The organism is Thermus brevis, from assembly GCF_026427635.1.
Taxonomy (GTDB): Bacteria; Deinococcota; Deinococci; order Deinococcales; family Thermaceae; genus Thermus; species Thermus antranikianii.
Genome location: NZ_CP102606.1, coordinates 1172164 through 1192756, shown reverse-complemented (window position 1 = coordinate 1192756; position 20593 = coordinate 1172164). Strand labels below are relative to the sequence as shown.

Here is a 20593-nt window from a genome sequence, read left to right as displayed (position 1 = left end):
CGGCCGGAGGCGGGGCAGGGAGGCACGTGTTGGACCTCTCCCTGGGCCTTGTGAAGAGGGGCCTCGAGGTTCACCTGGCCTACTCTCCCTTGCGTATGGAAGACCTTTTCGCCAAGCACCTTCCCCGCTTGCAGGAAGCCGGAGTTCACCTTCTATCCCTTCCCATCCGAAGGGAACCTCATCCCAGCGATCTCACCGCACTGGGAAATCTTCTGTCCTATGCCAGAAAGCAGGGGCCTTTTGACATCGTTCACGGCCACAGCTCCAAGGGTGGGGCTCTGGCCCGCCTTCTTGGTCCCCTTATACGGGCGAAGGTAGTCTACACGCCTCATGGAGTAACTGCTCTCCGAGGGCCTTCCCTTTACGACCTAGCGGAAAAAAGCCTTGCACCTCTCACCCACCTGGCCATCGCCGTTTCCCCGTGGGAAGAGGAGGCTCTGCGAAAGCTCGGTTATAGAAGGGTAGAAGTGGTGCTTAACGGAATCGATCCTACAGGGTTTCCCTCTAGAAAGGAGGCCCGGGAGAGGCTTGGATTGAGGGAAGAAAAGGTTGTTGGTTTTGTGGGGCGCTTTGTTCCAGAAAAAAATCCCCTCCTGGCCCTAAGGGCCTTTGCACATCTGAGCGACCCCAACCTCAAGCTGGTTATGGTGGGGGATGGACCTTTAAGGCAGGAGGTGGAGAAGGAAACGGAAGCCCTGGGCTTAAAAGAAAGGGTAATCCTAACGGGAGCCTTAGAAGCCAGGAAGATTTTCCCGGCTTTCGATGTTCTCCTCCTCACCAGCGCTTACGAGGGTCTTCCATATGTGGTCCTCGAGGCTCTTACACTTTCCATACCTATTGTTTCTGCGCCCACGCCGGGGTTAGGGGAATGGCTCAGCCAACATGGAGCCTTTGTAGCAGATAAAGGAAACCCTGATGCACTAAAGGAAGTCCTTATAAAGGCATCGGAGCTTGGCAAAAAAGAGTTTCCCGTTTGGAAAAAAGAATGGTCTTTGGAAAGTATGGTGGAGAAAACCCTAGAATTGTACAAGGCAATCCTATAGTCATACAAGCCCCACAAGTCGTAGGTGACCCCCCTTTACTGCTTAACCCCGGTCACGCAACCCTAAGCGCTTTGCACTCCATAAAAGGCCGAAGGTCTGGGTGTAAGGCGTTCTCCATAACCAGGTCCACCCACCTACCAATAAAATCTCCCAAAGATAACTTGAGGCCCATGTAGCCCAGGAAGCCCGGAGCACGGGGAAAGCGCACCAGAAGGACCCCGTCGCTTCCCTCACCTGCCTGCCCCCGAGCATGGGAACCAAAAAGATTCAGGGCCTCCACCCCAAATCGCACCCTGCTCTCCTCCTAGTAGGGCAGAATCCTGGCTTTAACCTCTTCCGGGACCATTCCATACCCAAGGTAACACCCAGCCGCTGGTTAAACCCTGACGCTACCCAACTCGGAAAGCGCAGGCTCCTTTTGCCCTTCTTCCCCTTGGAACAGGGCCCCTTTCCCCTCCACCCTTTCCACCCAAAGGGGACCAAAGTTCTCCTCCTGCTCAAGCCGCACCCGCCCGAGGCGGAAGGCCTCCAAAAGGGCGGCGAAGCCCATGGCCTTCTCCTCCCAGGTTCTTAAGGGAAGAAGGTGGAAGGGAAGGCGTCCTTTCAAGAAGCCCTGAAGCCGAGCCCAGGCCTCGAGGAGGCCAAAGCGCTCCCGGCTCACGGCCAAGACCGCCTTCCTAAAGGGCCTCGCCGCCTCCACCAAGGCCCTAGGGGGAAGGCGTAAGGCCGGCTTGGGCAAGGGAGGAGGGGGAACGGGAATCAGGCGGGACCGCTTTCTAAGCCGCTCCTCCAGAAAGGCCACGGTATCCGAAAGGTCCAAAAGCACCCGCACCAAGGGAGCCTCCTCCCCTTCCTCCGTTGGGGAAAAGGCCCTTTCCGGGGAAAGCTTCAGGACCAGAAGCTCCGCCAGGATGGGGAGGAGCTCGCTTCTTGCCCTCAGGTCCTCGGGAACCTGGGAAAGAGCCTGCTCCACGATGGAAAGCACGGGCAAGGCCCTGGGGGAAATCCGCCCCCGCCTAAGGGCCTCCCTCAGCTCCTGGGGCGTGCCGGAAAACCCGGGGAACTCGAGGCGGATCACCGGTAAACGGGGCGCTTGCTGGGGAGAAGGAGCCCCACCTTCTCCCGCACCTCCTCCATGGTGGCCTGGGCCACGGCCCGGGCCCGTTTAGCTCCTTCCAGGAGGGCGTCCATCACGTAATCAGGGTCCTTTTTGAGCTCCTCGGCCCGCTCCCGGATGGGGCGGAGGACCTTCATCATCTCCTCAAAGAGGATCCTCTTCACCGTGAGGGTACCGATACCCGCCTTCCGGTACTCCTCCTTCAGGGCCTCCACCAGCTCCTTGGGGGCGAAGTAGGAGAGGTAGGTGAAGACGATGGTGCGCCCCGGCTCCCCGGGGTCGGAGAGGCGGATGCGCTGGGGATCGTCGGGAAGGTGGCGGATCTTCTCCCAGATGCTCCCCTCATCCTCCAAAAGACCGATGGTGTTCCCCAAGGACTTGCTCATCTTGGCCTTGCCGTCTATGCCCGGCACCCTTGGGGCCTCGGGGTTAAGAAGGGCCTCGGGCTCGGGAAAGGTTTCCCCGAAAAGGGCGTTGAAGCGGCGGGCGATCTCCCGGGTAAGTTCAATGTGCTGCACCTGGTCCTCCCCCACGGGGACGGTATCCGCCTTGTAGATGAGGATGTCCGCCGCCTGCAAAACGGGGTACATGAGAAGCCCGCTCCAGACCGCCTCCTGCTTGGCGGCCTTGTCCTTGAACTGGGTCATGCGGGTGAGGTCCCCTAGAGGGGTGATGGTGGTGAAGACCCAGGAAAGCTCCGTGTGCTCAGGCACATGGGATTGCACAAAGAGGGTGACCTTCTCCGGGTTAAGGCCCGCCGCCATGTTCACCAGGGCAGCCTCAAAGGTACGCTGGGCCAAGGTGGAGGGATCGTAGGCCAGGGGGTTGGTGAGGGCGTGGTAGTCCACGATGCAGAAGAAGGCCTCCCGGTCCAACCTCTCCCCCAGCTCCACCCACTGCTTGATGGCCCCCAGGTAGTTGCCGATGTGGATCTCCCCCGAGGGCTGGATGCCGGAAAGAACCCGCGTCATGCCCTTAAGAATAGCAAAAACCCCGCATAAGCGGGGCCTTCTGGTGCCGGGGGCGGGACTTGAACCCGCACGTCCTCGCGGACACACGACCCTGAATCGTGCGCGTCTACCAATTCCGCCACCCCGGCAGACGCAAGGGTCATTGTACGGAAGGGCGCTTTTCCCGTCAAGCCCTACCGCTAGAGGGCAAGTAAAGGCCGGCCCTTGACCCTAAGGCAAAGGCAGCGTAGGCTATAGGGCAATGCGGCGGGGCTTCCTGCTAGACCTAGGCCGGGCGGGCCCGGCTTAGGGAAGCCCCGTTGCCTTCCCCCGGGCCCAAAACCCGGGGGATTTTTGCAAGGAGAGGGAGCATGGGAAAGACACTTTACGAGAAAGTCTGGGAGGCGCACGAGGTCAGGAAGCTCCGAAGCGGGCAAAGCCAGCTTTTCATTGACCTGCACCTCCTGCACGAGGTCACCAGTCCTCAGGCCTTCGGGATGCTGAGGGACCTCGGCCTCAAGGTACGCTACCCCCACCGCACCTTCGCCACCGTGGACCACATCGTCCCCACCCACGACCGCACCGAGCCCTTCCAGGATCCTCTGGCCCAGAGCATGCTGGAGGCCCTCCGCCAGAACACCCGGGAGCACGGCATCACCTTCTTCGACCTGGGAAGCGGGAACCAGGGCATCGTGCACGTGATTGGCCCCCAGCTGGGCCTCACCCAGCCTGGCATGACCATCGCCTGCGGGGATTCCCACACCTCCACCCACGGGGCCTTCGGGGCCGTGGCCTTCGGCATCGGCACCAGCCAGGTGCGGGACGTCCTCGCCACCCAGACCCTGGCGGCCCAGAAACTGAAGGTGCGGCGCATCAACATCGAAGGGAAGCTTTCCCCCGGGGTCTACGCCAAGGACGTGATCCTCCACATCATCCGCCACCTGGGGGTGAAGGGAGGGTTGGGCTACGCCTACGAGTACGGGGGAAGCACCGTGGAGGCCATGGACATGGAAAGCCGCATGACCCTTTGCAACATGTCCATTGAAGGCGGGGCCCGCATCGGCTACGTGAACCCCGACGAGACCACCTTCGCCTATCTGGAAGGCCGCCCCTACAGCCCCAAGGGAGCGGAGTGGGAGGAGGCCAAGCGGCGCTGGAAAAGCTTCGCCTCCGATCCCGACGCCCATTATGACGACGTGGTCACCTTCCGGGCGGAGGAGATTCCCCCCACGGTCACCTGGGGCATCAACCCCGGCCAGGCCATACCCATAGATGGCCGCATCCCCCTTCTGGAGGAGCTTTCCCCCGAGGAAAGGCCCGTGGCGGAGGAGGCCTTGGCCTACATGGGCCTCAAGCCCGGGCAGCCCGTCAAAGGGGTGCCCATCCAGGTGGCCTTCATCGGAAGCTGCACCAACGCCCGCCTTTCCGACCTCCGCGAGGTGGCCCGCTACCTCAAGGGCCACAAGGTGAAGAAGGGGGTGCGGGCCCTGGTGGTGCCGGGCTCGGAGTGGGTAGCCAGGAAAGCGGAAGAAGAGGGCATCGCTGAGATTTTCCGGGAGGCAGGGTTTGAGTGGCGGAACCCAGGGTGCTCCATGTGCCTGGCCATGAACCCCGACCGCCTGGAGGGGGACGAGCTGGCCGCCAGCTCCTCCAACCGCAACTACAAGGGCAGGATGGGAAGCCCCAGGGGACGCACGGTGCTCATGAGCCCCCTCATGGTGGCGGCGGCGGCGGTGGCGGGCGAGATCGCTGACGCCCGGGAAGTGTTTGGGATCGGGAGGTAAGCCATGCTGGAAAAGTTCACCACCATCCGCGGTAGGGCGGTGCCCTTAAGGGGCGAGGACATCGACACGGACCGCATCATCCCCGCCCGCTTCATGAAGGTGCTCACCTTTGAGGGCCTGGGGAAATACCTCTTCTACGACGAGCGGTTTGACGAGAAGGGCGAGCCCAAGCCCCATCCCTTGAACGACCCCATGTACCAAGGGGCCAGCATCCTCCTGGTGGAGGCGGGCTTTGGCTCCGGTAGCAGCCGGGAACACGCCCCCCAGGCCATCAAGCGAGCGGGGTTTAGGGCCATCATCGGGGAGAGCTTCGCCGAGATCTTCTTCGGGAACGCCACCGCCATTGGCCTTCCCTGCGTGACCCTGGCCCCTGAGGACCTGGCGGTGCTCTTCCAGGCGGTGGAGGAGAACCCGGACCTCGAGGTGGAGGTGGACCTGGTGAACAAGGAGGTGCGCTTCGCTGGCCGCACCGCCCCCCTCTTCATCCCCGAGGAGGCCCGGGAGGCCCTGGTGGAAGGGCTTTGGGATCCCATCGGGGAGCTATTGCAGGCGGGAGAGCTTCTGGACGAGTTCGACCGCCGCCTTCCCTACCCCAGGAGGTCGGAATGAGGATTGCGGTCCTTCCGGGGGATGGGATCGGCCCCGAGGTGACCGAGGCTGCCTTGAAGGTTCTCAAGGCCCTGGACGAGGCCCACGGGCTTGGGCTGAGCTACGAAACCTACCCCTTTGGCGGGGCGGCCATAGACCAGTTCGGGGAACCCTTCCCCGAGGTAACCCGCCAGGGGGTGGAAAGGGCCCAGGCGGTGCTCCTGGGAAGCGTGGGGGGGCCCAAGTGGGATAACCTTCCCCGCAAGATCCGCCCGGAAACCGGGCTTCTCGCCTTAAGGAAAAGCCAGGACCTCTTCGCCAACCTGCGCCCCGCCAAGGTCTTCCCCGGGCTGGAACGGCTTTCCCCCCTCAAGGAGGAGATCGCCCGGGGGGTGGATGTCCTCATCGTGCGGGAACTCACCGGGGGAATCTACTTCGGGGAACCCCGGGGGATGTCCGAGGCGGAGGCCTGGAACACGGAGCGCTACAGCAAGCCCGAGGTGGAGCGGGTGGCCCAGGTGGCCTTCGAGGCGGCCAGGAAACGCAGGAAGCACGTCACCAGTGTGGACAAGGCCAACGTGCTGGAGGTGGGGGAGTTCTGGCGCAAGACGGTGGAGGAGGTGCACCAGAACTTCCCCGACGTTTCCCTGGAGCACCAGTACGTGGACGCCATGGCCATGCACCTGGTGAAAAACCCCGCCCGCTTCGACGTGGTGGTGACGGGAAACATCTTCGGGGACATCCTTTCCGACCTGGCCTCGGTGCTTCCCGGCTCCTTGGGGCTCCTTCCCTCCGCCTCCCTGGGCCGGGGTACCCCGGTCTTCGAACCCGTGCACGGCTCCGCCCCCGACATCGCCAGCAAGGGCATCGCCAACCCCACCGCCGCCATCCTCTCCGCCGCCATGATGCTGGAGCATGCCTTCGGCCTGGTGGAATTGGCAAGAAAGGTGGAGGATGCCGTGGCCAAGGCCCTCCTCGAGGCGCCCCCGCCGGACCTGGGAGGCCAGGCGGGGACGGAAACCTTCACCCAGGAGGTGCTCCGCCATCTAAAATAGGGAAAATGCTCCGCTACCGCTTCACCGCCGAGGAGTTCCACCGCATGGCCGAGGCGGGCATCCTCCCCGAGGACGCCCGGGTGGAGCTCGTGGAGGGGGAGATCGTCAGCATGAGCCCGATCGGTAAGAAGTACGCCTATGTGCTGAACACCCTGGTAGACCTTCTTTCCCCCCTCAGGGGGCAAGCAGTCCTCTCCATCCAAAACCCTCTGGTCCTGGGCCCAGTCACGGAGGTCTACCCTGACCTGGCTCTCCTCAAACCCCCCAGGACCCGTTATCGGGATCGCCTGCCCGAAGGGGAGGATGTTCTCTTGCTGGTGGAGGTGGCGGACACCTCCTTGGACTACGACCTCACCGTGAAACTCCCCCTCTACGCCAAGGCGGGGATCCCCGAGGTCTGGGTGGTGGACCTGGTGCGGGACCGGGTGCACGTCTTCCGCAAGCCCAGCGGGGAGGGCTACGGCCAGCGGGAAACCCTCGAGGAAGGCGAGCTGGAAGTCTTGGGGCTCAAAATCCCGGTGAAGGAGGTCCTGCCATGACCCGCCACCGGATCTCCCTGGAAGAATTCCACCGCATGGTGGAGGCCGGGGTTTTTCCCGAGGACCTAAGGCTGGAACTGGTGGAAGGAGAACTTCTGGAAATGAGCCCCATCGGCCCCAAGCATGCTTTCGTGGTGCGTAAGCTGACCACCCTTCTAGCCCCCCTAGCCCTGGAGAACAAGGCCCTTCTTTCCGTGCAAAATCCCCTGGTGGTGGGCGAATCCGAGCTCTACCCAGATGTGGTCCTTCTCCGTCCCCATAGCGACGGGCCGGACCGGCACCCCCAGGGCCAGGAGGCCCTCCTTGTGGTGGAGGTGGCGGACACCTCCCTCCGCCACGACCTGAGCGTCAAGGTCCCCCTTTACGCCCAAGAGGGCGTGCCCGAGGTCTGGGTGGTGGACCTGGAAGGCAGGCGGGTTCTGGTGCACAGGGAGCCCGGGAAGGGAGGCTATAAGGAGGTCAGGACCCTGGGACCCAGGGACACCCTGGCCTTTATGGGAGTGGAGATCCCCGTGGAGGAACTCCTATGAGGAAAACTCTGATCCTCACCGGGGCGAGCCGCGGGATCGGCCGGGCCTTGGCCCTCGAGCTGGCCCAGGCGGGTTACGACCTGGTGTTAAACGCCCGCTCGGAAGGGCCCTTAAAGGAGGTGGCCGAGGAGGTTCGCGCCCTAGGGGCCAGGGTGGAAGCGGTGGCGGGAAGCGCTGGACAAGCCCCAGTGGCCGAGGAGCTGGTGAAAAAGGCCGAGGGCCTAGGAGGGTTTTACGGCTACATCCATAACGCCGGGGTCCTTCACCCGGGGCCCTTCCTCTACGAGATCGCCGAGGGTCTCTTCCTGGAGGTCCTCGAGGCCAACCTCATCGCCGGGTATCAACTCGCCCGCTTCGCCTATCCCCTCCTCCGGCAAAAGGGGGAAGGGGTGGCGGTCTACGTGGGCTCCGGGGCGGCTGAGTCCAACCTTCCCGGCATCGGGGCCTATGCGGTGGCCAAGGCCGCGGAGGAGCACCTGGCCAGGCAGCTGGCCGCGGAGGTGCCCGAGGTCCCCTGCTTCATCTACCGGCCCGGGGTGGTGGAAACCGAGATGCAACGCCAGGCCCGCGAGGCCCAGGGGAGCGCCGCCCCCGTGCTGCATCAGGTTTTCCGCGGGTACAAGGAGGAAGGCCGCCTCCTAAGCCCCAAGGAGGCAGCCAAAGCCCTGGTGCGCCTCCTGCCGAGGGCGCGCCAGTTTCATGGAAAGATCGCATCCTGGAGGGACGCATGAGATCCGACCGCATCAAAAAGGGACTGCAGCAGGCCCCCGCCCGCTCCATGCTCCGGGCGGTGGGCGTGGGGGACGAGGACTTCGCCAGGCCCTTCGTGGGGGTGGTGAATACCTTCACCGACGGCATGCCCTGCAACTACCACCTCCGCCAGCTGGCCCTGGACGTGAAGGCCGGGCTTAGGGAGGCCGGGGTCTTCCCCTTTGAGTTCGGGGCCCCTGCCATCTCCGATGGCATCAGCATGGGCACCCCCGGGATGCGGGCGAGCCTCATAAGCCGGGAGGTGATCGCCGACAGCGTGGAACTGGTGGCCCAGGGCTACCTCTACGACGGGATGGTGGTCCTCTCCGCCTGCGACAAGACCATCCCCGGTGGAGCCATGGGGGTGATCCGGAGCGGGGTTCCGGGCATGGTCCTCTACGGGGGTACCATCGCCCCCGGGGAGTGGCAGGGGAGGAAACTCACCATCGTTTCCGTGTTCGAGGCCGTGGGACAGAGGGCCGCCGGGAGGATCACCGACGAGGAGCTTGCCGCCATCGAACGGCACGCCATCCCCGGCCCCGGGGCCTGCGGCGGCCAGTACACGGCCAACACCATGGCCATGGCCCTCGAGGCCCTCGGCCTCTCCCCCATCGGCTACAACGCCATCCCCGCCGTGCACCCGGAAAAGCCCAAGGCCACCCGGGAGGCGGGCCGTATCCTGGCCCGGGCCATAGAGCGAAACTGGAAACCCCAGGATTTCCTCACCCGCAGAAGCTTCCTCAACGCCATCGCCGCCGTGGCCGCCACCGGGGGAAGCACCAACGCCGTGCTGCACCTCCTGGCCATCGCCCGGGAGGTGGGGGTGGAGCTGAGCCTGGACGACTTTGACCAGGTTTCCCGGAAAACCCCGGTGATCGCCGACCTCCTCCCCTGGGGTACCTACACCGCCTGGGAGCTTTACGAGGCCGGGGGCACCGCCTTGGTCTTCAAAAAGCTCCTGGAGGCAGGGCTTCTTTACGGGGACGAGAAAACCCTCACCGGCCACACCTTGGCCGAGGAGGTGGAACGGGCCTACCGGGAAGCGGAGGGACAGAAGGTGGTCTTCCCCGTGGAACAGGCCCTGAAGTCCCAAGGGGGCCTGGTGGTCCTTAGAGGCAACCTGGCCCCGAGGGGAGCGGTCCTGAAGCTGGCCGGCACCGAGCGCACCTACTTCGAGGGCCCGGCCCGGGTCTTCGACTCCGAGGAAGCCGCCATGGAAAAGGTACTGGCCAAGGAGATCCGCCCCGGGGACGTGGTGGTGATCCGCTACGTGGGCCCCAGGGGCGCTCCCGGGATGCCCGAGATGCTTTCCGTCACCAGCGCCATCGTGGGGGAAGGCCTGGGTCCCGAGGTGGCCCTCCTCACCGACGGCCGCTTCTCCGGGGGCACCCGCGGCCTCATGATCGGCCACATCGCCCCCGAGGCCTTCGTGGGAGGGCCCATCGCCCTTCTGGAGGACGGGGACCGGGTGCGGATCGATGTGGAAAAGCGCCTTTTGGAGGTCCTCCTACCCGAAGAGGAGCTGAGGAGGCGGCAGGAGCGCTGGCAACCCAGGCCCCCCGCCTTCCGCCACGGCCTCTTCGCCCGCTACGCCGCCTTGGTGGAGCAGGCGGACCAGGGAGCGGTGCTGAAGGACCCCGAGGCCTAAGGTTTCCCCGGCCGCTTGACCGCATCGGGGGTGAGGTTCAAGCCTCGCCCCTTGCGTATCTCCTCCGGGGTGAAGGGATCGCCCTTGGCCTGGAGAAGGGCCTTCAGGTGGTTCAATAGAGCGGCAAGCTCCTCGTCCTTGAGCTGGGCAAAGCCGGGCATGAGCCCGGCCTCCCCCTTCTTGCCGTAGAGGACCACCAGGACCAGGTACCGCCGGCCTTCCGGGGTGGCGAAGAAGGGGCCTACCCCCTGGAGGCTGGGGTAGGGCCGCACCCCCTGGGCCTTCTCCCCGTGGCAGACGGCGCAGGTTTTGGTCCAAAGCCCCTCCGTCCCCTGGGCCAGGGCCGCTCCCAAGCCCAGAAGGAAGAGGAGGGGCAAAAGCCGCTTCATGAAACCAGTATAGGGGGCTCTACCCCGTATAGCCTTTAGCGGGCCTTTACCTCGGTCCAGACCTGGTCGTACAGGGCGATATCCGGCCCCAGGTCCTTGAGGTACTCAAGCTTGGCCCGCACCTCCTCCGGGGGAAAGACCGTGGGATCCTGGCGCATCTCCTCGGGAAGCAGGGGAAGGGCCCTGGCCACGGGGGTGGCGTAGCGGGTGTACTCCGCCAAGGCGGCGGCGTTTTCCGGTTCCAGCAAAAAATTGATGAAGCGATAGGCCAGATCCTGGCTGGGCCCCCGCTTCAGGACCACCATGGCGTCGGTCCAAAGGGTGCCGCCTTCCTTGGGAATGACATAGTGAAGCCTCTCATCCTCCTGCCTGGCCTGAAGCACATCCCCGGAGTAGGCCAGGGTGAGGGCGGCATCCCCCGCCAGGATGCGGTTCAAGGCCTCCACACCCCCGGCGAAGCCCACGGAGCGGCCCTTGGCCTCGAGGAGAAGTTCCTTGGCCTTCTCCAGGGCCTTGGGATCCGTGGTGTTCACCGAGTAGCCCAGGTACTTCAGGGCCGCCCCGATGGTCTCCCGCATCTCGTCCAGAAGGAGGAAGGGCCCCACCTGCCTGGCAGGGTCAAAGAAGACGGCGAAGGAATCCACCGGACCCTTCACCAAATCCTCCCGGTAGGCCAGGCCCGTGGTGCCCCAGAGGTAGGGGACGGAGTACTGGAGGCCAGGGTCATAGGGGGGGTCCAGGAAAAAGGGATCCAGGTTGGCCAGGTTCTTAAGTTTTCCCTTCTCCAGGGGAACGATGAGCCCCTCCCGGGCCATCTGGAGCACGTAGTAGTCGGGGGCCACCACCAGGGAGAACTCCCGGTCCGCCCCCGCCTTCAACTTGGCCAGCATGGCCTCGGGGGACTCAAAGGTGTCCAGGACCACCTTAGCCCCGGTTTCCGCTTCAAATTTCTTGAGGAGGTCCTCCGGGATGTACTCCGCCCAGTTCAGAAAGTACAGGGTCCCCCCAACCTGGGAAGCCGGCTTCGGCCGCAAAAGGAGGAACCCCACGACCACCAGGGCCAGAACCAAAACCAGAATTACCCAACGCTTCATACCCTCCTCCGGGTTAAAGCATACCCCAAGGCCAGGAAGAAGGCGCTAAGGCCGATGATCAGGGTGGAAAGGGCATGCACCTTGGGGCTTACCCCCAGCTTCACACTGGAATAGATGTAAAGGGGCAGGGTGGTGGCCCCGGGGCCGGCGGTGAAGAAGGTGACCACGAAGTCGTCCAGGGAGAGGGTGAGGGCGAGAAGTGCCCCCGCCGCCACCCCCGGCCAGGCCAGGGGCAGGGTCACGTGCCAGAAGGTCTGCCAGCCCCGGGCCCCCAGGTCGCGGGCAGCCTCCTCCAGGGCCGGGTCCAGGAGAAGAAGGCGGGAGCGCACCACCAGGGTCACGAAGGCCACCTGGAAGGTGATGTGTCCCAGGATCACCGTGAGGAGGGAAAGGCGGGGAAACCCCAAAACCTCCCGGGCCAGGGCGAAGAGGAGGAGAAGGGACACCCCCATGACCACATCGGGCACCACCACGGGGATGTAGAGGAGGTAGCGCAGCAAGCTTTTGCCGGGAAAGCGGTAGCGGACAAGGCCCACGGCCAAAAGCGTCCCCAATACCGTGGCCACCAGGGTGGAGACGAAGGCCACCAGGAGGGTGTTCAGGAAATACTCCAGCACCCTGGGGTCTTGGAAAAGGGCCCGGTACCAGTCCAGGGTGAAGCCGGTGAAACGCACCCCCCGGCGGCTTTCGTTGAAGGAGAGAGCCACGATCACCAGGATGGGCAGGTAGAGGAAGAGGTAGACCAAAAGGGCGTAAAGGGCAAGAAGCCTTCTCATACCAGGTCCTTTAGGCCCCTTTCCCCCTGCAAACGGGCGTAAAGGTAGAGGGAGAGGAGCACAAACCCCATCAGGAACACGCTGAGAGCAGCCCCAAAGGCCCAGTCCCGGGTGATGCCGAACTGCTGCTGGATGAGGTTCCCGATCAAAACCACCCGCCCCGCCCCCAGGAGGTCCGCCACCACGAAGGTGCCCATGGCGGGGATGAAGACCAAGACGCTTCCCGCAAAAAGCCCAGGGTAGGTCTGGGGCAAGACCGCATGCAAGAAAGCCTTAACGGGCCTGGCCCCCAGGTCGTAGGCCGCCTCCAAGAGCTGCCAGTCCAGGCGCTCCACGCTGGCGTACACCGGCAGGACGAAAAAGGGCAGGAAGGTGTACACCGTGGCCAAGAGCACGGCGAAGAAGGAGGGATATAGGACCAGGGGCCCCAGGCCGAAGGCCCCAAGAAGGGCGTTTACCAGGCCTTCCCGTTGCAACAGCACCAGCCAGGCGTAGACCCGGATCAGGAAGTTGGTGAGAAAGGGAAGGAGGAGAAGGAAAAGGAGGAGGTCCCGCTGGGGATGGCGGGCGATGTAAAAGGCCAGGGGATAGCCCAGCAAGGCAGAGATCAAGGTGGCCAGGACCCCCACGAGAAGGCTTTGGGCAAAGGCCTCGAGGTAAACGGGGTGGAGGAGCTTGGCGTAGTTGTGGAAGCCCCAGGGCCCGGCGAGTTCCCCATAAGGCCCCCGGGTGAGGAAGGAGGCCAGGAGGACCAGAAGGGTCGGAAGAAGGACGAAGACCAAAAGCCAAAGGCCCCCAGGGCCCACGGTAACCAGGACCCGGAAGGCGCGCTGCCAGGGAGTAGCCGCCTCATTCATGGACCACCACCAGGTTCTCCGGGGGAAGGTAGCAGAAAACCTCCTCCCCGTAGGCGAACTCCTCGGCCCCAGGCTCCTGCAGGTCCTGGTTCAGGGTATAGGCCAACAGCCGCACCTCCCCCGCCCGCAGATAGTACTGGTTCTCCGCTCCTGTGTAGACGATCTCCTCCACCTTGGCCCGCACCAGGTTTTCCCGGGCGGGAGCCCCGTTGCCCACCGGGTAAAGGCGGATCTTCTCCGGCCGGATCACCAGGTGGGCTTCCCGCGAAAGGGGCTCCTTCAGGCGCAAAACCCCAAGGGGGGTTTCCGCCCCTCCTGGGTGGGGCCTTGCGGGGAGGAAGTTGGAACGGCCGAGGAAATCCGCCACGAAGCGGTTTTTGGGCCGCTCGTAGACCTCGTCGGGAAGGCCCACCTGCTCAATCCTCCCCGAGCGCATCACCGCAATCCGGTCGGACATGACCAGGGCCTCCTCCTGGTCGTGGGTAACGAAGATGAAGGTGGTGCCAAGCCTCCGCTGAAGCTGCATGAGCTCCACCCTAAGCTCCTGGCGGAGCTTCAGGTCCAAGGCGGAAAGGGGCTCGTCCAATAGGAGCACCTCTGGCTCCAGCACCAGGGCCCGGGCCAAGGCCACCCGCTGCTTCTGCCCGCCGGAAAGCTCCCGGGGGTAGCGTTTCTCCAGGCCTAGAAGATCCACCAGCTCCAGGGCCCAGGCCACCTTTTTGCGAACCTCTCCTGCGGGAAGCCCCTTCATGCGGAGGCCAAAGGCCACGTTTCCCTCCACGGTCATGTGGGGAAAGAGGGCGTAGTTCTGAAAGACGGTGTTCACGGGGCGGGCATAGGGGGGAACCCCGGTCATGTCCTTCCCGGCGATCTCGATCCGCCCCGCATCCGGGGTGTCAAACCCGGCGAGAAGCCTGAGGAGGGTGGTCTTCCCGCACCCTGAAGGCCCCAAAAGGCTAAAGAACTCTCCCCGCTTGACCTCGAGGTCCACGCCATCCAGGGCCACCACCCCGCCAAAACCCTTCCGCACCCCCAAGAGGCGAACCAGCACTTCCCCGGTCACGGGGCCCAGTTTAGGGGGTGTGGCCCCCGGGCTCAAGCCTTTAGGGAGCCGCCCGGTCCCGGTGCACCAAGAGGACCAGACCCAAGGAGAGCAGGGTGGCCATGAGGCTGGAACCCCCGTAGGAAAAAAGGGGAAGGGTCAACCCAGTCACCGGCATCACCCCCAACGCCACCCCCAGGTTCACCAGCACCTGGAAGCCCAGCATCCCCCCTACCCCGGCCAGGAACAGGCGGTCGGAAAGGCGCGGGCACTCCAGGGCCATGCTAAGAAGGCGCACCAGAAGGAGGGCATAGAGCCCAAGGAGGGCCACGGAGCCCACAAACCCCCACTCCTCGGCAAAGACGGCGAAGACGAAGTCCGTGTGGCGGAAGGGGACGAAGCCCAGCTGGGTCTGGGTACCCTGGCCATACCCCTTGCCGAAGAGCCCTCCCGAGCCGATGGCGATGGTGGACTGGATCACCTGGAAGCCCTGGCCCAGGGGATCCCGGTAGGGATCCAAAACGATGAGGACCCGCTCCCGCTGGTAGGGCTTGAGGTTGGGCCAGACCACGGTGGGCGCCAGGACGGCCAGGGCGAGAAGGCCCACCAAGAGGTGCTTCCAGGGCAGGCCCCGCACGAACAAAACGCTAAAGACGCCGAAGAGCACCACCAGGCTCCCCCCCAGATCCGGCTGGAGGAGGAGGAGGAGGACCACGGGAGCCGTCAGGAGCCCGGGCAGAAAGTAATCCCACACCCGGCGCACCTCCCGACCCTCGAGGAGCCGGGCCAAGGCCAGGATCAAGCCCAGCTTGGCCAGCTCCAGGGGCTGGAACTGCAAGGGGCCCAGCACAAACCAGGCCTTGGCCCCGTTGATCTCCCGGCCGAAGGCCAAGACGGCCACCAGGAGGAGAAGGGAAAGGGCGTAAAGGGGGTAGGCCAGGGCGAAGACGGTGCGGCGGGAAAAGAACTGAACCCCCACGGCCAGGAGGAGGCCCAGGAGGAAGGCCACAAGTTGCCGGTTCAGGAGGCCTGGGTCAGGGGCGGCGCTTCGGAGGTTAAACAAACCCAAAACGGTTATGGCCAGGGTCAGGAGGATTAAACCCCAGTCGTAGGCCAGAAGGTTCGGACGCCTTAGAACCATGCGAGGCTACCGCAAGGGGATATCGGCGATCAACACCATCTTTTCTCCCCGCTCCTCCAGGGCCACATTGACCTCCTCCTGGGCGGGGAAGTAGCGGCGCAACACCTCCAGAAGGTCCCGCTTCAAGCTCTCCACCAGGCCCGGGGAAAGCTTGGCCCGGTCGTAGGCCAGGACCAGCTTGAGCCTTTCCTTGGCCTTCTCCTTGCTCCGTTTGCGCCACCACATCAGCGACCTCCGAAGAGCCTGCGGATCACCGACAAAAGCCCCTGGGCCTCCTCCATGTTGCGGAAGGGCACCTCCTCACCCTTAATGCGGCGGGCGGTGTCCATGTAGGCGATGGCGGCGGGGCTTGTACCCTTCAGCACCAGAGGCTCGCCCTGGTTGGTGGAGATGAGCACCTGCTCGTCCTCCGGGATGATGCCGATGGGCTTAAGCCCCAGGATCTCCACCACGTCCTCCACGGAGAGCATATCCCCCCGGGCCACCATCTTGGGCCGCAAGCGGTTGATGATGAGGAAGTTCTCCCGGATCTCCCGGGCCTCGAGGAGGCCGATGATGCGGTCGGCGTCGCGCACGCTGGAAACCTCCGGGTTCACCACCACCAAGGCCCCTTCCGCCGGGGTGGCGGCGGTCTGGAAGCCCTTCTCGATGCCGGCGGGGGAGTCTATGAGCACCCGGTCAAAGCCCTCCTCCGTCAAAAGCTGGTGGACCAGCTCCCGGAACTTTGCGGGGTCCAGGGCTTCCTTGTCCTTGGTCTGGGAAGCGGGGAGGAGGAAGAGGTTTTCTATGCGCTTATCCCGGATCAGGGCCTGGCGCACCTTGGCCCGCCCCTCCAGCACGTCGATCAAGTCGAAGACCACCCGCCCCTCGAGGCCCATGACCACATCCAGGTTCCTGAGGCCCACGTCCACGTCCACCACCGCCACCTTCTCCCCCAGTTTGGCCAAGGCCGCCCCCAGGTTGGCGGTGGTGGTGGTCTTCCCCACCCCACCCTTACCCGATGTCACCACGATGGCTTTCGCTTTCACCGCTTCCCCTCCTGCACCATATCCAATATCTCATCCAATTCGCTCAGGAAATCCAAAACCCGCTTGCCCCGCGGGGTCAAGAGGTATTCTACCCGGGGGGGAACCTCGGGGTAAGCCTGCCGCTGCACGAAGCCCAAGAGGTTAAGCTCCCGAAGCCGCTCCGCCAAGGTGCGGGGGGAAAGGCCCAGGAAGGACTCCAGGTCGGAGAAGCGGGAGGTTCCCCGGCTTAAGGCAAAGAGCACCTCCGGTGCCCCGCGCCGCGCCAGCACCTTGAGCACCTTGCGGGTGTTCTTGGACAGGGCCATGGCCCAATGCTAGCAAAAAACGGCATAGCTATGTACCGGTAAAGCCATGGATGCCGAAGCCAAGGGTAGCCCTGGACCTCGGGAAAGAATATCCTAGGGAAGGATGAAGGACGGCATCCAGCCCGACTGGAAGGACTTCCTGGCCCTCGTGCTGGCGGTCTACAGCCTCCTGTTGCCGCCCCTTTTCCTGGTGCTCGGGGCGCTCTTCCTCTTCCTCCTCCTGGTCCGCGTTTTCCTGTAAAACTAAGGCATGGAAGGTCTCTTCGAGTCCCTACCCGAAGGCTACCGGGAAAGGCTTGGCCGCCCTGGGGAGTACCCCTTTACTCGGGGCATCTACCCCCGGATGTACCTGGACAGGCTCTGGACCATGCGGCAGTATGCGGGCTTCTCCACCGCAGAGGAGTCCAACGCCCGCTACCGATACCTCCTGTCCCAGGGCCAGACGGGCCTGAGCGTGGCCTTCGACCTCCCCACCCAGCTGGGCCTGGATCCCGACCATCCCATGAGCGTGGGGGAGGTGGGCCGGGTGGGGGTGTCCATCGCCACCCTCGAGGACATGAAAAAGCTCTTCGACGGCATCCCCCTGGACCGGGTTTCCACCAGCATGACCATCAACGCCCCTGCCATGATGCTCCTGGCCCTCTACCTTCTGGTGGCGGAGGAGCAGGGGGTTTCCTGGGACCAGGTTTCGGGCACCGTGCAGAACGACATCCTCAAGGAGTACTTCGCCCGCGGCACCTACATCTACCCCCCGGCCCCTTCCATGCGCCTGGTGACCGATATCTTTGAGTTCTGCGCCCGGCATGTGCCCCGCTTCAACACCATCTCCATCTCCGGCTACCATATCCGCGAGGCGGGCTCCACCGCCGCCCAGGAGATCGCCTTCACCCTGGCGGATGGCAAGGCCTACGTGAAGGCGGCCCTGGAACGGGGCCTTAAGGTGGACGAGTTCGCCCCCAGGCTCTCCTTCTTCTTCGCCGCCCACGGGGACATCTTTGAGGAAGCCGCCAAGTTCCGGGCCGCCAGGAGGCTTTGGGCGCGCATCATGCGGGAGGAGTTCGGGGCCAAGGACCCGAGAAGCTGGATGCTCCGCTTCCACACGCAAACGGGAGGCTCCACCCTAACCGCCCAGGAACCCTTAAACAACGTGGTGCGCACCGCCTACCAGGCCCTGGCGGCGGTGCTGGGCGGCACCCAGAGCCTCCATACCAACGCCTACGATGAGGCCCTGGGCCTCCCCACGGAAAAAAGCGCCCTCCTCGCCTTGCGCACCCAGCAGATCCTGGCCTTTGAAAGCGGGGTCACCCGGGCCATAGACCCCCTGGGGGGAAGCTTCTACGTGGAGCACCTCACGGACCAGCTGGAGAAGGAAGCGGAAAGGCTTATCCGGGAGATCGACGCCCTAGGAGGAGCGGTGGCCGCGGTGGAGGCGGGGTACTTCAGCCGGGCCATAGAGGAGTCCGCTTGGCAGTTCCAGAAGGAAGTGGAGGAGGGCAAGCGGGTCATCGTGGGGGTGAACCGCTTCGCCGATCCCCATAGCCCCCTGAACGAGCCCACCCCCGTGCAGCGCATAGACCCCGAGTTGCACGAGAAGCGCAAGCGGGAACTGGCCGCCTTCAAGGCCCAGCGGGACGGGGAAAGCGTCCGGCTTGGCCTGGAAAACCTCCGCCAGGCGGCCCGGGGAAGCGAGAACCTTTTCCCCTACGTGCTGGAGGCCTTCCGCCGCCGCGCCACCCTGGGGGAGGTCTGTGGGGTGCTTAGGGAGGAGTGGGGGGAGTACCAGCCCGGGAGGTGAACGAAAGCCGGGTGGCGGTGCGCTTTTCCGAGGGCTGGAAGGTGGTGCACGTGCACAAAAGCCCAGCCGGGTAGCCTAGGTCCCCACCTGTCCCTCGCCAGGATGGGGTGATACAAGGGGCCGGGTTTCCCCGGCCCCTCCCCTTTTCCCAGGGTTAGGCCCCTTGTCTGAGGCGCTCCACCACCGAGCGGTCCTCGAGGGTGGAGGTATCCCCCTTGATCTCGTGCTCCCCGGCGGCGATCTGCCTCAGGAGGCGGCGCATGATCTTGCCGGAGCGGGTCTTGGGCAGGGCATCCGTGAAGCGCACCTCGTCCGGGCGGGCAATGGGCCCGATCACCTTGGCCACATGGGCCTTGAGCTCGTCCCGCAAGGTATCAGAAGGAGCATGCCCTTCCTTCAGGGTCACGAAGGCCACGATGGCCTCTCCCTTCAAGGGGTCGGGCCGGCCCACCACCGCCGCCTCGGCCACCGCGGGATGGGAAACCAAGGCGGACTCAATCTCCATGGTGCCGAGCCGGTGCCCGGCCACGTTCAGAACGTCGTCCACCCGGCCCAGGATCAGGTAGTAGCCATCCTTATCCCGACGGGCCCCATCCCCGGTGAAGTAGTTGCCGGGGTGCTGGCTGAAGTACTGCTGCAGGAAGCGGTTGGGATCCCCCCAGACGGTGCGGAGCATGCTGGGCCAGGGACGGGTGATGCAAAGGTGCCCGCCCTCGTCGGGATTCTCCACCGGCTTGTGCTCGGAGTCCAGGATCTCCGGCTTCACCCCGAAGAAGGGCTTCCCCGCATGCCCAGGCTTCATGGGATGCGCCCCGGGCAGGGTGGTGATCATGATGCCCCCGGTTTCCGTCTGCCACCAGGTGTCCACGATGGGACAACGGCCCTTCCCGATCACCTGGTAGTACCAGAGCCAGGCCTCGGGGTTGATGGGCTCCCCCACGGTGCCCAAAAGGCGCAAGGAGTCCAGCCGGTGCTTCAAGGGCCAACCCTCGCCCCACTTCATGAAGGCCCGGATGGCGGTGGGAGCGGTGTAGAGGATGTTCACCCCGTACTTGTCCACGATCTGCCAGAAGCGGTCAGGCTCGGGCCAGTTGGGGGCTCCCTCGTACATCACCGTGGTGGCCCCGTTCAGTAGGGGCCCGTAGACCACGTAGGAGTGGCCGGTGATCCAGCCCACGTCGGCGGTGCACCAGTAGACGTCCTCGTCCTTCAGGTCAAAGACCAGCTTGGTGGTGAGGTAGACGTAGGTCATGTAGCCGCCCAGGGTGTGCAGGACTCCCTTGGGCTTCCCGGTGGAACCCGAGGTGTAGAGGATGAAAAGGGGCTCCTCCGCCTCCATGGGCTCCGCCTCCGCCCGGTCGGAAACCGCCTCCATGAGCTCGTGCCACCAGTGGTCCCGGCCCGGGGTCCAGGGCACCTCCTCCCCGGTACGCCGCACCACCACCACGTGCTCCACGGTGGAAACCTCCTTAAGGGCCTCGTCGGCGTTCTGCTTGAGGGGTACCACCTGGCCCCGGCGGTAGCCCCCGTCGGCGGTGATGAGCACCTTGGCCTCGGCATCCCGGATGCGCTCGGCCAAGGCCCCGCTGGAGAAGCCGCCGAAGACCACGGAGTGGATGGCCCCGATGCGGGTGCAGGCCAGCATGGCGATGGCAGCCTCGGGAACCATGGGGAGGTAGATGGTGACCCGGTCCCCCTTCTTGACGCCCAGGCGCTTCAGGACGTTGGCGAACTTCTGCACCTCCCGCCAGAGGTCGTGGTAGGTCAAAACCCTTTCCTCCCCTGGCTCCCCCTCCCAGATGAGGGCTGCCTTGTTGCGCCGCCAGGTTTGGACGTGGCGGTCCAGGGCATTGTAGGACAGGTTGGTCTTGCCCCCCACGAACCACTTGGCATGGGGCAGGTCACCCTCCAGCACCTTCTGCCAGGGTTCGAACCAGTGGAGCTCGGAGGCCACCCGTCCCCAGAAGCCCTCGGGGTCCTTCAGGCTTTCCTCGTACAGGCGCTGGTACTCCTCCTCGCTCTTGATGTGGGCCTTGCTCCGGAACTCCTCGCTGGGGTAGAAGACCCGCTCCTCCTTGAGAACGCCTTCGATCCGGTCCATATACCCTCCCTTGGCCTCTAAGGATAGGCTGGCCCCCGGGCGGGGTCAAGAAAAAGGGGGG

23 protein-coding genes, 1 tRNA gene and 1 pseudogene are annotated in these 20593 nt (G+C 64.5%); 11 read left to right on the top strand and 14 right to left on the bottom strand.

Annotated elements, in window-relative coordinates:
- Positions 1–26 precede the first annotated feature (26 nt).
- Entirely contained in the window at positions 27–1043 is a 1017-nt protein-coding gene (locus tag KQ693_RS06735; RefSeq protein WP_267260686.1) for a glycosyltransferase family 4 protein, read from the top strand.
- Between the two features lie 52 nt (positions 1044–1095).
- Here the strand turns inward: KQ693_RS06735 and KQ693_RS12925 are convergent, their stop codons facing one another.
- The 4 genes from KQ693_RS12925 to KQ693_RS06720 form a co-directional block, all read right to left on the bottom strand.
- Complete coding sequence (locus KQ693_RS12925) at positions 1096–1323, bottom strand: nucleotidyltransferase family protein (RefSeq protein ID WP_323808520.1); 228 nt, start codon at positions 1321–1323, stop codon at positions 1096–1098.
- A 96-nt stretch (positions 1324–1419) separates the two neighbouring features.
- Positions 1420–2121 (bottom strand): chromosome segregation protein ScpA, encoded by a 702-nt coding sequence (locus KQ693_RS06730; protein ID WP_267260685.1) that lies wholly within the window; start codon positions 2119–2121, stop codon positions 1420–1422.
- Positions 2118–3131, bottom strand: coding sequence for a tryptophan--tRNA ligase (trpS, locus tag KQ693_RS06725; protein ID WP_267260684.1), 1014 nt, complete (start codon positions 3129–3131; stop codon positions 2118–2120). The genes KQ693_RS06730 and trpS overlap by 4 nt, the downstream gene beginning before the upstream one ends.
- Before the next feature lie 41 nt (positions 3132–3172).
- A tRNA-Leu gene (locus KQ693_RS06720) sits at positions 3173–3259 on the bottom strand.
- A gap of 222 nt (positions 3260–3481) precedes the next feature.
- Between KQ693_RS06720 and leuC the strand changes: the two genes are divergently transcribed.
- The 7 genes from leuC to ilvD are packed head-to-tail and all read left to right on the top strand — an operon-like array spanning position 3482 to position 10004.
- A complete protein-coding gene (gene leuC, locus KQ693_RS06715; RefSeq protein ID WP_267260683.1) occupies positions 3482–4894 on the top strand; it encodes a 3-isopropylmalate dehydratase large subunit in 1413 nt (470 codons plus the stop codon).
- A gap of 3 nt (positions 4895–4897) precedes the next feature.
- On the top strand, positions 4898–5503 hold the full coding sequence (leuD, locus tag KQ693_RS06710) for a 3-isopropylmalate dehydratase small subunit (protein WP_267262343.1): 606 nt from the start codon (positions 4898–4900) through the stop codon (positions 5501–5503).
- Positions 5500–6537: a 3-isopropylmalate dehydrogenase gene (leuB, locus tag KQ693_RS06705; protein WP_267262342.1), complete on the top strand. Its 1038-nt coding sequence runs from the start codon at positions 5500–5502 to the stop codon at positions 6535–6537. The genes leuD and leuB overlap by 4 nt, the downstream gene beginning before the upstream one ends.
- A 5-nt stretch (positions 6538–6542) precedes the next feature.
- Positions 6543–7076: a Uma2 family endonuclease gene (locus tag KQ693_RS06700; protein WP_219759456.1), complete on the top strand. Its 534-nt coding sequence runs from the start codon at positions 6543–6545 to the stop codon at positions 7074–7076.
- On the top strand, positions 7073–7606 hold the full coding sequence (locus KQ693_RS06695) for a Uma2 family endonuclease (RefSeq protein ID WP_267262341.1): 534 nt from the start codon (positions 7073–7075) through the stop codon (positions 7604–7606). Before KQ693_RS06700 ends, KQ693_RS06695 begins: the two co-directional genes overlap by 4 nt.
- The gene (locus KQ693_RS06690; protein ID WP_219759454.1) at positions 7603–8337 is read left to right on the top strand and encodes an SDR family NAD(P)-dependent oxidoreductase; all 735 of its coding nucleotides are present in this window, start codon (positions 7603–7605) and stop codon (positions 8335–8337) included. Before KQ693_RS06695 ends, KQ693_RS06690 begins: the two co-directional genes overlap by 4 nt.
- Positions 8334–10004, top strand: coding sequence for a dihydroxy-acid dehydratase (ilvD, locus tag KQ693_RS06685; RefSeq protein ID WP_267262340.1), 1671 nt, complete (start codon positions 8334–8336; stop codon positions 10002–10004). The genes KQ693_RS06690 and ilvD overlap by 4 nt, the downstream gene beginning before the upstream one ends.
- On the opposite strand, the gene KQ693_RS06680 is transcribed toward ilvD, so the two are convergent.
- Genes KQ693_RS06680 through KQ693_RS06640 form a run of 9 tightly spaced genes read right to left on the bottom strand, consistent with a single transcriptional unit; the run spans position 10001 to position 16636 of the window.
- Complete coding sequence (locus KQ693_RS06680) at positions 10001–10393, bottom strand: c-type cytochrome (RefSeq protein WP_267262339.1); 393 nt, start codon at positions 10391–10393, stop codon at positions 10001–10003. The genes ilvD and KQ693_RS06680 overlap by 4 nt on opposite strands.
- Positions 10394–10428: 35 nt before the next feature.
- On the bottom strand, positions 10429–11487 hold the full coding sequence (locus KQ693_RS06675; RefSeq protein ID WP_267262337.1) for a polyamine ABC transporter substrate-binding protein: 1059 nt from the start codon (positions 11485–11487) through the stop codon (positions 10429–10431).
- Positions 11484–12263 carry an ABC transporter permease gene (locus KQ693_RS06670; protein ID WP_267262336.1) on the bottom strand — a complete coding sequence of 260 codons (780 nt, stop codon included), beginning with the start codon at positions 12261–12263 and terminating at the stop codon, positions 11484–11486. Before KQ693_RS06670 ends, KQ693_RS06675 begins: the two co-directional genes overlap by 4 nt.
- Positions 12260–13120 carry an ABC transporter permease gene (locus tag KQ693_RS06665; protein ID WP_267262335.1) on the bottom strand — a complete coding sequence of 287 codons (861 nt, stop codon included), beginning with the start codon at positions 13118–13120 and terminating at the stop codon, positions 12260–12262. Before KQ693_RS06665 ends, KQ693_RS06670 begins: the two co-directional genes overlap by 4 nt.
- Positions 13113–14183: an ABC transporter ATP-binding protein gene (locus tag KQ693_RS06660; RefSeq protein ID WP_267262334.1), complete on the bottom strand. Its 1071-nt coding sequence runs from the start codon at positions 14181–14183 to the stop codon at positions 13113–13115. Before KQ693_RS06660 ends, KQ693_RS06665 begins: the two co-directional genes overlap by 8 nt.
- Positions 14184–14223: 40 nt before the next feature.
- Positions 14224–15303: a rod shape-determining protein RodA gene (gene rodA / locus KQ693_RS06655; protein ID WP_267262333.1), complete on the bottom strand. Its 1080-nt coding sequence runs from the start codon at positions 15301–15303 to the stop codon at positions 14224–14226.
- Between the two features lie 6 nt (positions 15304–15309).
- Positions 15310–15528 carry a cell division topological specificity factor MinE gene (gene minE, locus KQ693_RS06650; RefSeq protein WP_015716659.1) on the bottom strand — a complete coding sequence of 73 codons (219 nt, stop codon included), beginning with the start codon at positions 15526–15528 and terminating at the stop codon, positions 15310–15312.
- Positions 15528–16331, bottom strand: a complete 804-nt coding sequence (minD, locus tag KQ693_RS06645) for a septum site-determining protein MinD (RefSeq protein ID WP_015716658.1) — start codon at positions 16329–16331, stop codon at positions 15528–15530. The genes minE and minD overlap by 1 nt, the downstream gene beginning before the upstream one ends.
- Positions 16328–16636, bottom strand: a complete 309-nt coding sequence (locus tag KQ693_RS06640; protein ID WP_015716657.1) for a winged helix-turn-helix transcriptional regulator — start codon at positions 16634–16636, stop codon at positions 16328–16330. Before KQ693_RS06640 ends, minD begins: the two co-directional genes overlap by 4 nt.
- A 103-nt stretch (positions 16637–16739) precedes the next feature.
- Here KQ693_RS06640 and KQ693_RS06635 point away from each other — a divergent pair, with 103 nt between their 5' ends.
- From KQ693_RS06635 to KQ693_RS06625, 3 genes and pseudogenes are all read left to right on the top strand, one after another.
- Positions 16740–16877 (top strand): hypothetical protein, encoded by a 138-nt coding sequence (locus KQ693_RS06635; protein WP_219759445.1) that lies wholly within the window; start codon positions 16740–16742, stop codon positions 16875–16877.
- A gap of 9 nt (positions 16878–16886) precedes the next feature.
- Complete coding sequence (locus KQ693_RS06630) at positions 16887–18431, top strand: acyl-CoA mutase large subunit family protein (protein WP_267262332.1); 1545 nt, start codon at positions 16887–16889, stop codon at positions 18429–18431.
- Positions 18410–18505 (top strand): annotated as a pseudogene (locus tag KQ693_RS06625) (nuclear transport factor 2 family protein); the annotation flags it as partial. The gene KQ693_RS06630 and the pseudogene KQ693_RS06625, both read left to right, overlap by 22 nt.
- 80 nt (positions 18506–18585) lie before the next feature.
- On the opposite strand, the gene acs reads toward KQ693_RS06625, so the two are convergent.
- Positions 18586–20532 carry an acetate--CoA ligase gene (gene acs, locus KQ693_RS06620; protein ID WP_267262330.1) on the bottom strand — a complete coding sequence of 649 codons (1947 nt, stop codon included), beginning with the start codon at positions 20530–20532 and terminating at the stop codon, positions 18586–18588.
- Positions 20533–20593 lie beyond the last annotated feature (61 nt).

Coding starts and splice junctions, on each gene's coding strand:
- trpS (WP_267260684.1), bottom strand. CDS start 3,131: ATGACGCGGGTTCTTTCCGGCATCCAGCCCTCGGGGGAGATCCACATC.
- leuC (WP_267260683.1), top strand. CDS start 3,482: ATGGGAAAGACACTTTACGAGAAAGTCTGGGAGGCGCACGAGGTCAGG.
- leuD (WP_267262343.1), top strand. CDS start 4,898: ATGCTGGAAAAGTTCACCACCATCCGCGGTAGGGCGGTGCCCTTAAGG.
- leuB (WP_267262342.1), top strand. CDS start 5,500: ATGAGGATTGCGGTCCTTCCGGGGGATGGGATCGGCCCCGAGGTGACC.
- KQ693_RS06700 (WP_219759456.1), top strand. CDS start 6,543: ATGCTCCGCTACCGCTTCACCGCCGAGGAGTTCCACCGCATGGCCGAG.
- KQ693_RS06695 (WP_267262341.1), top strand. CDS start 7,073: ATGACCCGCCACCGGATCTCCCTGGAAGAATTCCACCGCATGGTGGAG.
- KQ693_RS06690 (WP_219759454.1), top strand. CDS start 7,603: ATGAGGAAAACTCTGATCCTCACCGGGGCGAGCCGCGGGATCGGCCGG.
- ilvD (WP_267262340.1), top strand. CDS start 8,334: ATGAGATCCGACCGCATCAAAAAGGGACTGCAGCAGGCCCCCGCCCGC.
- KQ693_RS06680 (WP_267262339.1), bottom strand. CDS start 10,393: ATGAAGCGGCTTTTGCCCCTCCTCTTCCTTCTGGGCTTGGGAGCGGCC.
- KQ693_RS06675 (WP_267262337.1), bottom strand. CDS start 11,487: ATGAAGCGTTGGGTAATTCTGGTTTTGGTTCTGGCCCTGGTGGTCGTG.
- KQ693_RS06670 (WP_267262336.1), bottom strand. CDS start 12,263: ATGAGAAGGCTTCTTGCCCTTTACGCCCTTTTGGTCTACCTCTTCCTC.
- KQ693_RS06665 (WP_267262335.1), bottom strand. CDS start 13,120: ATGAATGAGGCGGCTACTCCCTGGCAGCGCGCCTTCCGGGTCCTGGTT.
- rodA (WP_267262333.1), bottom strand. CDS start 15,303: ATGGTTCTAAGGCGTCCGAACCTTCTGGCCTACGACTGGGGTTTAATC.
- minE (WP_015716659.1), bottom strand. CDS start 15,528: ATGTGGTGGCGCAAACGGAGCAAGGAGAAGGCCAAGGAAAGGCTCAAG.
- KQ693_RS06640 (WP_015716657.1), bottom strand. CDS start 16,636: ATGGCCCTGTCCAAGAACACCCGCAAGGTGCTCAAGGTGCTGGCGCGG.
- KQ693_RS06635 (WP_219759445.1), top strand. CDS start 16,740: ATGAAGGACGGCATCCAGCCCGACTGGAAGGACTTCCTGGCCCTCGTG.
- KQ693_RS06630 (WP_267262332.1), top strand. CDS start 16,887: ATGGAAGGTCTCTTCGAGTCCCTACCCGAAGGCTACCGGGAAAGGCTT.
- acs (WP_267262330.1), bottom strand. CDS start 20,532: ATGGACCGGATCGAAGGCGTTCTCAAGGAGGAGCGGGTCTTCTACCCC.